Origin of the sequence: Wolbachia endosymbiont of Menacanthus eurysternus, from assembly GCA_029715105.1 — a bacterium.
Classification (GTDB): Bacteria; Pseudomonadota; Alphaproteobacteria; order Rickettsiales; family Anaplasmataceae; genus Wolbachia.
Genome location: CP085695.1, coordinates 1 through 13,092, shown reverse-complemented (window position 1 = coordinate 13,092; position 13,092 = coordinate 1). Strand labels below are relative to the sequence as shown.

Annotated in this window: 11 protein-coding genes; 5 read left to right on the top strand and 6 right to left on the bottom strand. The window is 26.5% G+C overall.

Annotation, left to right across the window (positions count from 1 at the left end; genetic code table 11):
• Window positions 1-564, bottom strand: a complete 564-nt coding sequence (locus LJI21_00055; GenBank protein ID WFW29713.1) for a UbiX family flavin prenyltransferase — start codon at window positions 562-564, stop codon at window positions 1-3.
• Window positions 565-2,716: 2,152 nt separating this feature from the next.
• On the opposite strand from LJI21_00055, the gene rpsP reads away from it, so the two are divergent.
• The 4 genes from rpsP to trpS all read left to right on the top strand — a co-directional run bounded on the left by rpsP (window position 2,717) and on the right by trpS (window position 5,689).
• On the top strand, window positions 2,717-3,004 hold the full coding sequence (rpsP, locus tag LJI21_00050; GenBank protein WFW29712.1) for a 30S ribosomal protein S16: 288 nt from the start codon (window positions 2,717-2,719) through the stop codon (window positions 3,002-3,004).
• A gap of 41 nt (window positions 3,005-3,045) precedes the next feature.
• Window positions 3,046-4,035, top strand: a complete 990-nt coding sequence (locus tag LJI21_00045) for a polyprenyl synthetase family protein (GenBank protein WFW29711.1) — start codon at window positions 3,046-3,048, stop codon at window positions 4,033-4,035.
• Window positions 4,036-4,099: 64 nt separating this feature from the next.
• Window positions 4,100-4,666: a nucleotide exchange factor GrpE gene (locus LJI21_00040; GenBank protein ID WFW29710.1), complete on the top strand. Its 567-nt coding sequence runs from the start codon at window positions 4,100-4,102 to the stop codon at window positions 4,664-4,666.
• Window positions 4,667-4,693: 27 nt separating this feature from the next.
• The gene (gene trpS, locus LJI21_00035; GenBank protein ID WFW29709.1) at window positions 4,694-5,689 is read left to right on the top strand and encodes a tryptophan--tRNA ligase; all 996 of its coding nucleotides are present in this window, start codon (window positions 4,694-4,696) and stop codon (window positions 5,687-5,689) included.
• Window positions 5,690-6,444: 755 nt separating this feature from the next.
• Here the strand turns inward: trpS and LJI21_00030 are convergent.
• The 4 genes from LJI21_00030 to trmD all read right to left on the bottom strand — a co-directional run bounded on the left by LJI21_00030 (window position 6,445) and on the right by trmD (window position 9,649).
• A complete protein-coding gene (locus LJI21_00030) occupies window positions 6,445-7,242 on the bottom strand; it encodes a phosphoribosylformylglycinamidine synthase subunit PurQ (protein ID WFW29708.1) in 798 nt (265 codons plus the stop codon).
• A 3-nt stretch (window positions 7,243-7,245) separates the two neighbouring features.
• The gene (gene pstA / locus LJI21_00025) at window positions 7,246-8,436 is read right to left on the bottom strand and encodes a phosphate ABC transporter permease PstA (protein ID WFW29707.1); all 1,191 of its coding nucleotides are present in this window, start codon (window positions 8,434-8,436) and stop codon (window positions 7,246-7,248) included.
• A 137-nt stretch (window positions 8,437-8,573) separates the two neighbouring features.
• Window positions 8,574-8,951, bottom strand: a complete 378-nt coding sequence (gene rplS, locus LJI21_00020) for a 50S ribosomal protein L19 (protein ID WFW29706.1) — start codon at window positions 8,949-8,951, stop codon at window positions 8,574-8,576.
• A 2-nt stretch (window positions 8,952-8,953) separates the two neighbouring features.
• Entirely contained in the window at window positions 8,954-9,649 is a 696-nt protein-coding gene (gene trmD / locus LJI21_00015; protein WFW29705.1) for a tRNA (guanosine(37)-N1)-methyltransferase TrmD, read from the bottom strand.
• A gap of 115 nt (window positions 9,650-9,764) precedes the next feature.
• On the opposite strand from trmD, the gene LJI21_00010 reads away from it, so the two are divergent.
• Complete coding sequence (locus LJI21_00010) at window positions 9,765-10,493, top strand: phosphoribosylaminoimidazolesuccinocarboxamide synthase (protein WFW29704.1); 729 nt, start codon at window positions 9,765-9,767, stop codon at window positions 10,491-10,493.
• Between the two features lie 24 nt (window positions 10,494-10,517).
• On the opposite strand, the gene purM is transcribed toward LJI21_00010, so the two are convergent.
• Entirely contained in the window at window positions 10,518-11,543 is a 1,026-nt protein-coding gene (gene purM, locus LJI21_00005) for a phosphoribosylformylglycinamidine cyclo-ligase (protein ID WFW29703.1), read from the bottom strand.
• Between the last annotated feature and the right edge of the window lie 1,549 nt (window positions 11,544-13,092).

Genomic DNA, 13,092 nt, shown 5'->3' with positions numbered 1-13,092 from the left:
CTATACCCCTTGCCACTCCCTAAAGGGAGAAAATTCTATTTTAAACAAACCCAACACTTTTCCAATAGAATGATTTATAATATCTTCTATAGATTTCGGTTTAATATAAAAAGCTGGCACTGGGGGGGCAATTATTGCTCCCATTTTTGTTAATTTTAACATATTCTTTAAATGACCAAGGTGAAATTGTGATTCGCGTACCATCAAAACCAATTTTCTTCTTTCTTTTAAAGTAACATCTGCGGCCCTTGTTAATAAATTAGATGTTACACCAGACGCAATTTCAGACATTGTTTTCATGGAACATGGAGCAACAATCATTCCCGAAGTTTCAAATGAACCACTTGCTATTTTTTCTCCTACTTCTTCCTCGGAGTAATAAAAACTCGCAAGTGATATAACATCTTCAAACTTTTCTATAACTTCATGAGTTAAAGTAATTCTTCCAGCTCGACTTATCACCAGATGAGTTTCGTATCCTGCATCTCTTAATGCCTCTAAAACACGTACACCATAAATAGAACCAGATGCTCCACTTATTCCAATTACAATTCTCTTATTCACCTTGACCTATTTTATAATATATTCTCTATCTTTAATATCAAATTAGAGCACACTTTTGTACAAAATAAACATTAAAATACATCAGGCAAAATATTCACTCCATACCAAAACACTTATTTCCACCAAGTATTTCTTCGCTTCTTTTGTTTTTAAACAATAATACATAAACAAGAACTTACATATATCTCTTACACCACGATCTTGCTGTTACTTTCTTTTAATTTCCAAAATTTTTCCAATATATAAAACATCTTATTAGGGATAAAACATTTACTCTGATTCATTCTTTATAACATAAAACAATTAATATTGTATAGAATGTAACCAATTTTTACATGCATTCTTCAGTAAGAAGAATAAATTACTTTTCAATCTTAAAACTTAAAACTATGTAAACTCCTCACCTCTACCCGGAAATTATTAGAATAGTCCTAAACTTTTATCTAAAATTATTATCTTTTCAACAAAAATAATTATAACTTTAAAATTAAAACTTATTGAAAGATTCCACATCATTAAACGAACACAAAATATTTCTTTATTTTAATAGAAAGTTTTATCTAAACGCATATCACATCACTTCTAATAAAATTTTTAACATAACTCCTATTTTTATCTTTTTCGAAAACACTTATTACTTTTTAAATGAATTTATCAATATATTCAAATATTACAAATTCTTTTCACTATAAAGTATTCCTCTAATCAATTAAAATTTCTTATTCATTTTATTTAAAATCTATATTAGTATATTTCCTGCAATTATAACCTCTAGTCTCATAAATCCAAGCTCTACCTTCTATCTAAATAAATCAATAATAAAATTGAACCCAATACCGATAAAATAAATATTTTGTCAAAAGAACATAAAACAATAAACTTAGTACAATCTTTTAAGATACATAATTACATTAATTTTTAATAATGTCTCATACATGCAAAATATTTATTATATCCACTATATAGAGTTAGTAAAATATAACTTCTTTACTTTAACTATTGCTATAACAATAAATTAAAATAAACACTACAGACACATCCGAATTCTTTATCTTAATTATCTCATCTATTTAACAAATGCACATCCTTCGTCTTCCACACACAACTCTTACACTATTCAAATTTTAATCTACAACACCAAAACACACACTGCTATCCTATAAAAATTCCAACATATCCTAGCAATACTAAAAACAATACTGAAACTAACAATTAATTTATTTAATGACGAAATACAATTTTTAAACGTACAACAAAACAAAATCAATTCATATAAACATATCATCAATAAAATAAATACATTAAACTTATACTATTACTTTTATATTAATTACTAAATAACAAACATACCCCCATATATACTTATACACATAACTAAAATAGTGCTCTTAATATTCCAATCTTTTAGAAAAATAACTCACGCTAACTTTATATAAATAAACCAAACTAGTTTACCAATAAATCAAAACTAAACATTATAAACCCTTCTCACGTAATACTTTAAAGTATTTCTTCAATTTAATAATTATTTTGTCCTATGTGTAATAATCAATACATAATTAAACCGACTATATTATCAACATAAAACCTATAACTACTATAAATTTTCTGTAATTTTAACGAATTAATACAAATCAATATAAAAAGGGAAATAAACTTTTAATTTAATTTAAAATAACAACCATTAATATATACTCATCCATTTAAAACAATAAAACTATAAAATAAACAGAACACAAATTCTTAAATTATTCATGTTCACTAAACAAAAATTGAATGCAAATCGCTAAATCTTAAATTGTACTTTAGTACAAAAATTTTAACTTAAAAAAATCAAAAATTAACCTAATTCTGTTATAGGATTAGAAAATCTACTTACCTTATAGATTTATTAGAGTTTGATATTATTATCAAAATTTTCAAATTCATATAATCCTGAACAATCTAAATAATAGAAAATACTTTGTTTCATAACACTAATGCAAAACCTTAATTTATTTTAGTAACTAAACAATTTATAATTACTACTAAATTACAACTTTTAAAAAGTTACCTTATTCTAAACTCAAATTAAATAAATAATCTCAAAATCTATTTGACTTCACACTACTTTAGTTTATATGCTAAGTCAACACAGAATATATATAAAAGTATGACGGTTAAAGTAAGATTAGCAAGATTTGGTAAAAAAAAACATCCTTTTTATAGGATAGTCATAGCTAATTCTCTTGCACCAAGAAATGGACGTTTTATTGAAAGAATAGGACAATACAATCCAATGTTACCAAAACATGACAAAAATTATGTTGTAATAAAAATTGATAGATTAAAACACTGGTTGGATTTAGGTGCACAACCAACCAAAAGAGTGCTATGGTTTATCAAAAATGATATAATTTCTCTTGAAACGAAAAAATACGAAAAAACAAAAAAACAATAAAATAATTTAAAACTAAATATAGAGGCCTTAGTCTCTCTAGAATGTTGCACATCAGTTTAATAAACAGTAGTAACAAACTGGATGATATTATATCTTCTGACTTATCAATCATGAAAGATTTTATCTTTAAAAGTATTAATAATGAAGGTATCGAACTTATTACTGACGTTGTATCCCATCTCATAGGATCAGGCGGAAAAAAAATAAGACCTAAATTTGTTTTTATATTATGTAAAATGCTAAATTATTTTGGAGAAGATAGAATTAAAGTTGCTGCATCGGTAGAGTTCATACATAATGCTACCTTACTTCATGATGACGTATTAGATGAAGGCGAAGCACGACATGGAATTAAAACTGCAAATAAAATTTGGGGAAATAAGTCCAGTATTCTAGTTGGCGATCTATTACTAACTTTAGCATTTAAATGGCTTATAGAATGTAAAAATTTAAACGTCCTTTCTGTTCTATCTAAAGCATCACACCTACTCGTAACAGGTGAAATAAAACAAATGAAAACACACTTTAATCCTAATACTATTAGAAAAAATTATTTCAATATTATCAAAAAAAAAACAGCATCTTTATTTTCTGCATGCTGCGAAGCAGCCTCTATAATATCCGGTGCTACAAACTATAAAACAAAAAAATTAAAAAATTTTGGCTTTAACTTTGGCATGGCATTTCAAATAATTGATGACATACTTGACTATATTTCTAACCAAAACACCTATGGAAAACAAATTGGAAAAGACTTTTCTGAGGGCAAAATAACTCTACCTGCTATCATAGCATATGAAAAAGGAAACCTAACAGAACAAAAATTTTGGGAAAAATGCTTCTCTTCTACTGAACGTAATTTTGATCGGGCACTACACTACATTATCCATCATAATGCCATCGAACTCTCCATAGAAAATGCAAAACATTACATTAATATAGCATTAGATAATATTAATATTTTTTCTGATTCTCCCTATAAAACTGCTTTAACTGATTTCTTAAAAAAAAGCATAAAAAGACAAGCTTAGCTAATTCTTGATATTTAAGATTAATTACTATATTATTTTATAAAAATTCTTAAGGTATATAAATATGTCAGATAATAATAAAGATAAAGAAAAAAACGAAGAGTTCACTGATGCATCAAACAAACAAAAAAATGAAAACCAACAAAATGATAATGCCAAAATAAACAATGATCTTAACGAGAGTCTTAACTCCTTAAAAGAACGCGCAACCCAACTCGAGGATCATTTACGTCGCGCTGTTGCAGACAATGAAAATGTTAAACGTATAATGCAAAAACAAATCAATGATGCGAGTAACTATGCAATTACAAAATTTGCACGTGATATGATTGACTCATGTGACAACTTAAAAAGAGTAATGGAAAATTTAAAAGACAATGATCCTGTTCATGAGGGAATCAAAGTAGCTTATCAAAAAATTATAAATGATCTAAAAAAACACGGAATAGAAGAAATAAACCCAATAGGAGAATTCTTTGATAGTAATTTACATCAAGCAGTTATAGAAAAAGAAAATAATGAAAAAGAAACCGGTACTATTATAGAAGTTTTACAAACAGGTTTTACCATAAAAAATAGACTACTTCGCCCTGCTATGGTTGTTCTTTCAAAAAAATCTACTAATTCATAAATACAAAAGTGATTGAAATAATAAAATATGCATAACATTATTTTCTCAGGCGCCCAACCAACTGCGACATTACACTTAGGTAACTATCTTGGTGCAATCAAACAATGGATAAACCTACAAAATAAATACAGATCCCTTTTTTGCATTGTTGACTTACATGCAATTACATATAACAAACTTCCAGCTAACGAATTAAAAAACAACATTCTTAAAACAGCAGCTGCTTATATTGCATGCGGAATAGATCCAGAAAAATCTATTATTTTTAATCAATCTGCAGTCAGTAATCATACAGAGCTATGCTGGATACTTGGATGTTACACTCCAGTTAATTGGTTGAATCGTATGATCCAATTTAAAAATAAAACTGATAATAATAACCGAAAAGCTTTTCTAGGATTATATAGCTACCCAATCCTCATGGCTGCAGATATATTACTATATCAAGCTAAATATGTTCCTGTTGGAGGTGATCAAAAACAACATTTAGAGCTCACACGTGATATTGCTTTCACATTCAATAATCATTATAAATTAAATCATTTTGTAATACCTGAAATAATGATCTTAAATCATGCATCAAAAATAATGAGTTTAAAAGATGGTACAAGTAAAATGAGTAAATCTGATCCTTCAGAATATTCACGTATTAATCTTGACGATGCTGATGATTTAATTATTAAAAAAATAAAAAAAGCAAAAACAGACTCAATGTTAGGATTTGATTTTACTACTTTAAAACTTCGTCCAGAAATAAATAATTTAATAAATATCTATTCATTACTAAGTAATTTTGATAAAAAAAAAGTATGCGAAGAAATCGATAAATATAATATGAAACTCTTCAAAAAAGAATTAGCCGACTTAATTATTAGCATAATATCACCAATACGCGAAAAAATGAATAATCTTTTAAAAAACCAACTCTATTTACATGAAATATTAAAAAGGGGCGCAGAAAAAGCATCAGAAATCGCAAACCACAATATAAAAAAAATAAAAAACACCATAGGATTTATGTAGATAAAACAACAGAATTATCTCAGTAAATGTTATATTTACGCGGTACTCTCCATTAAAATATTAAACTAGCCCCCCTATGATATTGCCATTTTACCCTCTTTTTTTATTAAAACTCCAATAAATATAATTCTCCTCTACAAAAACCCCTAAAATTAATCACTTACTATACCTCATTTATATACATTATTATACAATTTTCTCATTTCTCAATTTTATCTAAAAATATTTAGCTCTATTAATTTCCCCACTACATTAGATTTAACTTTATACACTAATTGTTATTATGTTACTTACTAAAAACAAATTTTGCTTATCTAATAACCCCCTCCTAAAAAATTTAAATGAAAACACTTACTTAACAATATCCCCTGATCTTTTATTGTTGAGAACAAAAATCCCCACATATAACACACATAAACTCAAAACAATTTTTATCATAAATATACTCTAACCATAATTCTCTTTATACATTATAAAGCTTGTTAAGAATCAACATAAACGTATATACACCATCAATTTTTTAACGAAAGTAAATATACTCTAATTTTAAAACTAAATTCCCCACTTATTATTATTTTACAAAAACCTAAACTTTCTATAAAAAACTCTCACAAAACAAAAAAACTCTCCTACATTATAATATAAAACACCTTAAATAATTAATCATTTATATCATAAAAACAAGATTCCCCACACAAAAGAAAACTTAAATTATATTTTTGCAAAAACAAATTATCATTAACAAAAAATACCACTTACATAAAATATCTCAATGCATTTTCAAATATAAATATTCCATCTCCATATTTCGGTATAGCAATACCTAAACGCTTACATTTTTCTTTTTCAAAAGTCCAATTATACTGTTGAGTGAAAAATATTCCTCTCTCTGGATGAGGCATCAAAACTAATACTCTACCACTTTTACTAGACAAAGCTGCTATATCATATATAGATCCACTTGGATTATAAGGAAACTCCAAATTAGCATAATTACCCTCTTCGTTAAGATAACGAAGCACAACAGAATTATTCTCAATTAATTGATCTAAAACACCCTGATCCATAAAAAACTTACCTTCCCCGTGAGCAACTGGAAGATACAACTCATTTAAATTCTGTAACCAAACAGAATTACTTTTTTGATTAACCCTTACTCTGATCCAACGACATTGATAGCTACCTACATCATTACATATTAAAGCTAAACTAGAAAACTCTGGAATCAATCTCACCAAAATCTGACAACCATTACATATTCCTATAACAAGCTTATCTCGTAATAAAAAATCTTGAAACTGATCTAACAAGTTATTTTTAATACGTAAAGCAAATGCATTACCTGCACCAGTATCATCCCCATAAGAAAAACCTCCTGGAATTGCCAATATATTGCTCGATTTTAATTCACACGGATTATCTATAACATCATTAATATGAATAATCTTTACCTCTATATTAGTAATACCAATCTTTCTAGCGCATTCTTCAAACGCAAATGCAGTTTCTTTCTCGCAATTTAAACCATAACCAAATAAAACAATAATTTTCACAAACTAAAAATTAAAAAATTCAAATTTTCTTTTTACGAAATTTGCTACTATATTTAAAATAAATAACATTATTAATAAAACTATAATTGCAACTGCAGCGAGTTCAATAAATGCAATATCAGGACTACTTGACCATATATATATCTGTACCGGTAAGGCTGTTGCTGGATCAAAAAATGATATCGGTGTATCAGCTATAAATGCAACCATACCTATCATAAGTAAAGGAGATGATTCACCCAAAATTCTCGCAACTACAATAACAGTTCCATGTATTATTCTAGGTAATGCAATCGGCAACGAATGATCCAGTACTACTTTAATATGAGTAGCCCCAAGTGCAAAAGCTGCATCTTTTATTGCAATAGGAACATTTGCAAGAGCACTCTTTGTTATAATTATAATATTAGGCAACATCATAAACGAAAGAGTCATTCCACCAACAAGAGACGAAGAACGAGGCAAACCGAACATACCGAGATAAAGAGTTAAACCCACTACACCAAATATTATCGAAGGTACAGCAATAAGATTATTTATACTAGCCTCTACAAAACTAGTTATGCCATTCCTCGGCATAAACTCATAAAGATAAATACCCGATATAATTCCCACTGGTAATGCAAAAACTAAACATATGATAATCATCATTAATGATCCAACAAACGCTCCCAAAATTCCTGCATTTTCAGGTTCATGAGAATCAGACTTAAAAAATAAAGACTTATTGAAAAACTTTTTTACTCTTCCTTTTTCTTTTAACCAATTAAGCAATTCATTGTAATGATAATTAAAACATCTACCCTTATTTATTGAATTAACTATACTTGAAGCAGTAAACCAAATCTCATATTTACCACCATACTTCATTTTCTCGAAAAAAAAAATTTCTAACTCCTTATAAGAATTACGACTTAAAATCTCATCTTCTCTCCTAAAAGAAGAACCTTCAAAAACCCTAAGTAAAGAATTATTAAGCAAATCAATAAACTTATGTCGTAGTTCGCTAGAACTATTTACCAAAGCGAAATTATCTGTTACTTCAATTGGTAACAAAATTTTCGTTACTGTTAATGCACTATATGAATTAACTAATATACTTAACAATATACATATAGGACAACCTAACGAAACAACTAACGCTATAAAAGAACAGAAATGTAACATTCTATTTCTTCTATTCTTCCTTTTCATATAAACATGTACACGTTTTAAATAAAAAAAACCTGAAAAACTTTATCTTCATATTAATTTACATATAACCTCTTCAGTCTCCATAATATTCAACATCAAATATATATTGAATATAATAAACTTTAATTCAAATTAAACTATTCAACTTTATTTCTTTTATAAGAAATAAACTCTCTTATTCTTGCAGATTTCCCAAATAGTTTACACAAATAATACAACTTAGCTCTACGAGCTTTTCCTCTTCTCACAACTTGTACAGAAACTAACACAGGAGAATAAATAAAAAACTGTGACACAATACTCTCCCCATAGCTTACTTTTCTAACCATAAAAGAAGAATGTAACCCACGGTTTCTCCTCGATATGCATACACCCTCAAATACCTGAATACGTTCACTATCACCTTCGATGATTTTAAAAATCACTCTAAGATCATCACCGGAAAAAAACTCCGGCAATTCTTTTACTAATAATTCCATTTGTTTCTTATTAAACTTTTCAAGCAGATTCACCATATTTACATCTCAAATTTTAACAAATCAGGTCTGCGTTTTTTCGTTACAGTTCTAGAACTCCACATTCTCCAATCACATATTTTTTTATGATCACCGGATAATAAAACTTCAGGCACCCTACGCCCCCTCCACTGCTGAGGCCTAGTATATTGAGGATATTCGAGTATACCACCACAATAACTAAAACTCTCCTCAATAACGTTATTAAAATCACCTACTACCCCAGGAAGAAGCCTAATACATGCATCAAGAACTACCATCGCAGCTGGTTCACCACCAGAAAGCACATAATCTCCAATACTCAACTCATAAGGATTATACTCATCAACTATCCTTTGGTCAACACCTTCAAACCTTCCACATAATATTGTTATATGAGTAAATTTTATTAACTCTTTCGCAATACTCTGATTAAAAACTACTCCAGATGGAGTCATATAAATAAATATAGTATCCTTATTTGCAAATAACGTACTATCTATTGCATCACCAACAATATCAGGACGCATAACCATTCCAACCATTCCACCTCCATACGATACATCATCCACTGTTAAATGCTTATCCTTAGCAAAAGAACGAATATCTATAATTTCAAGACCCCATATTCTTTTTTTTAACGCTTTTCCAGCAAGTGAACAACCCAAAAAACCAGGAAACATCTCTGGAAATATAGTCAATATCGCAACACTAAACATTCTTATAAAATAACCTATAAATAAAATTTATAAGCTTTCCCAAAAATACTAACAAATGGTAAACATTAAATAATAAATTGATATATCATCAAGTAATACTAATATTAATTAAATTATGATTTCAAACAGAATAATACACGAAGGCAAAACTAAATCTATCATTAAAACTAAAGACCAACTTATTGCTATACAATATTTTAAAGATAATATCACAGCATTTAATAAAAAAAAATATGGAATTATTAAAAATAAAGGAATAATTAACAATTACATCAGTGCTTTTATAATGAAAAAGCTTAAGGAAACTGGAATAAATACACATTTTATAAAAATCATGGATAAAAGAAAACAATTAATCAAAAAATTAATAATTATACCTCTCGAAATAGTAATAAGAAACACTGCAGCTGGTAGTTTCTGTAAACGTTTTAATATAAAAGAAGGTGAAAAACTCACATCTCCTATAATCGAAATCTTCTATAAAAATGATAATTTAAATGATCCAATGATAAACGAAAACCATATATTATACTTTGGTTGGTTATCTAATGAAGAAATTAAAAAAATTAAAACTTTAACCTTAAAAATCAATAAAATTCTAGTTAACTTATTCTTAAATGCAAAAATAAATCTAATCGATTTAAAATTAGAATTTGGTAGGTTAATAAATAATAAAACAGAAATTATCTTAGCTGACGAAATTAGTCCGGACAACTGCAGATTATGGGACAGTAATACTAATAAAAAACTCGATAAAGATATTTTTCGTTTAAATTTAGGAGATATAAAAAAAACATACTTAGAAGTTGCAAAAAGACTATCAATTAAGTTAAATTTAACTTAATTTAACAAAATCCATTAAATTTACTTACTTCTTATTATCCTTACTATTAAGATTTCCTATAAACCTGACTTTTTCCCCATTTTTCTCAAAATAATTCCCTACACGCTGTAAATTTTCAGGATCTACAATTAAAACCATGCCAATGCCACAATTAAAAGTCTTTAACATTTCATTTCTATTTACTTTACCATTTTTTAATAGCCATAAAAATATATCTGACCACTCCCAAGAACTAATGTTTATATCAACAAATAAATTCTCTGGAATAATTCTTGAAATATTATTTATTAAGCCACCACCTGTAATATGCGCAATACCTTTCACTTGTGAAATAATATTAGATAGCAAAGAACTAGAATATATTTTTGTTGGCTCAAGTAATATTTCACCCCAAGTTTTATTGTTCCAAGGAGATAAATCGTTATAACTTATACCCAAACTTTTAAAAATATACCTTACTAACGAAAACCCATTCGAATGAATCCCATTTGATTCTAGACCAACTATATAATCACCTTTTTTCATAATATTTTTTCTCGGAAGAATTTTATTCTTATCAACAACTCCAACTACAAATCCTGCAAGATCATAACGATTATTGCTATACATTCCAGGCATTTCTGCAGTCTCTCCACCAACTAATACTATATTAGCTTGTTTACACCCTTCCACAATACCTTGGATTACAGATAATAAAACATTTTTATTCAAAATACCTGTTGCAAAATAATCAAGAAAAAATAAAGGTACTGCTCCTTGTGCAAGTAAATCATTTACACACATTGCAACTAAATCTATACCTATAGTATCATGTTTATTTATTTCCTGAGCTATCAATAATTTTGTACCTACTCCATCAGTTGATGAAACTAGTATCGGATAATCATATTTTTTACTAATTTCAGAAAAATCAAACAAAGCTGAAAACAAATTCTCCTCACTAAGAACCTCTTCCTTTTTTTTGGCTTTTTTAATTATAACATTAATATTTCTTATTAATTTTTGATATAAACTAAGATTTACTCCTGATTTAATATAAGTATTATTCATAGTATTTCTTTTATAAATTTAAAATACAAACCACATTACCAATAAACAAAATTATATAGAAAATTTTTTAATTTAAGAATTAATAGATATCACCTATCTAAAAATTTAAAATTAATATTAACTAACAGTTAAACTAATGAGTTTTAAAAACTTCAAAAAGATAAACACCTTTCTTTTAAAAAACTTTAAATTTTAATTCCAAAAAAACTTAAGAGTTGTAATAGAACCACATTGATTACAAAATACACATACCTTTTACTTCTGAGAGAATTTTTTATCAAACTAAATTTTGATATCAATTAAATAACATTATCCTATGCCATATATAAACAAATATCTCTCCCCATATATAAAAACAAACTTATTAAAATAAAAATATAATTTTAAATCCTAATGGAAAAACTTTTAAACAAATTCAGAATTTATTTATTAAAAACACTCTTCCTCATATAAGAAACTTATAACATTAATGTACAATAAAATTGTCCTATTAAAAGTCTATTGAAACCAAATCTTAAAAGTAAAAATCATGTTAAAAACTAATTCTAAATTAGCAACTTTATTATAAAAAATTCAATACTAATATTTGTTGATTAATAAATATAAAATTATTATGTCTTCTTTCATTCATACACATTTATAAACCTATAATAACAATTAGTGATATTCAACTTATATAAAGTTAAACCCTTCCTTACTTCAATAAATCTTACAACTCTTTTAAATTCAAAAATTACTTTTTATATCACGGTATCTATTATTATAATATTTATAATATTAACTTTCTATAGACCAATCAATTAATAAAAACTCTATTTTTACCCAATGCAAAATACATCTATATAAAATCTCAAAATTTTATTTTGAGATAAAACTTATAATTTTCCATACAAATAAAATTTCCTATTTACTTTATATTGATATAATCTAGTTCATTCAACTCTAGTTGTATTTATAAATTAATTTCCCCAAACTAAAAATCATACCAGTTAAATATTTTAATTTAATTTATAAAATTGTTATTAAATACTTAATAAGTATGTTAATAACTTGTTAATTAATTGTTAATATTTTTTTTGTTAACAATTAATTAACAAGTTATTAACACTCATTTTCACATATAATTCATATAATTCACAGCAATGTATGCACAACACAAACCACTCCCAATTAAAAATTAATAGCAATTTATCATTACAAAACTTTATTATATAACCTAAAATTATATAAATTCACGAACAAAATTAACAAAACTGTTAATAACAACTTTTATGAAAATTAAAAATCAAAGAAGTAAAATAATAAGATATTAACAATATTACCAAGTACTATTATAACAATAATATATTTATAATTATTATTATTGTCACCAAACCATTATCTACTTACAAACAATCTCTCTCAGAACTCCTTAATAAGACATCTGCAAAATTATATAAATTAAATGCAATCAGATCTGTATTTTCCTGTTATTATTTATTTTTCAATTTATAAATTGAAATAACAACATAATTATTATATAATAAAATTATATAAAGCAACTCACATT

Coding starts and splice junctions, on each gene's coding strand:
- rpsP (WFW29712.1), top strand. CDS start 2,717: ATGACGGTTAAAGTAAGATTAGCAAGATTTGGTAAAAAAAAACATCCT.
- LJI21_00045 (WFW29711.1), top strand. CDS start 3,046: ATGTTGCACATCAGTTTAATAAACAGTAGTAACAAACTGGATGATATT.
- LJI21_00040 (WFW29710.1), top strand. CDS start 4,100: ATGTCAGATAATAATAAAGATAAAGAAAAAAACGAAGAGTTCACTGAT.
- trpS (WFW29709.1), top strand. CDS start 4,694: ATGCATAACATTATTTTCTCAGGCGCCCAACCAACTGCGACATTACAC.
- pstA (WFW29707.1), bottom strand. CDS start 8,436: ATGAAAAGGAAGAATAGAAGAAATAGAATGTTACATTTCTGTTCTTTT.
- rplS (WFW29706.1), bottom strand. CDS start 8,951: ATGGTGAATCTGCTTGAAAAGTTTAATAAGAAACAAATGGAATTATTA.
- trmD (WFW29705.1), bottom strand. CDS start 9,649: ATGTTTAGTGTTGCGATATTGACTATATTTCCAGAGATGTTTCCTGGT.
- LJI21_00010 (WFW29704.1), top strand. CDS start 9,765: ATGATTTCAAACAGAATAATACACGAAGGCAAAACTAAATCTATCATT.
- purM (WFW29703.1), bottom strand. CDS start 11,543: ATGAATAATACTTATATTAAATCAGGAGTAAATCTTAGTTTATATCAA.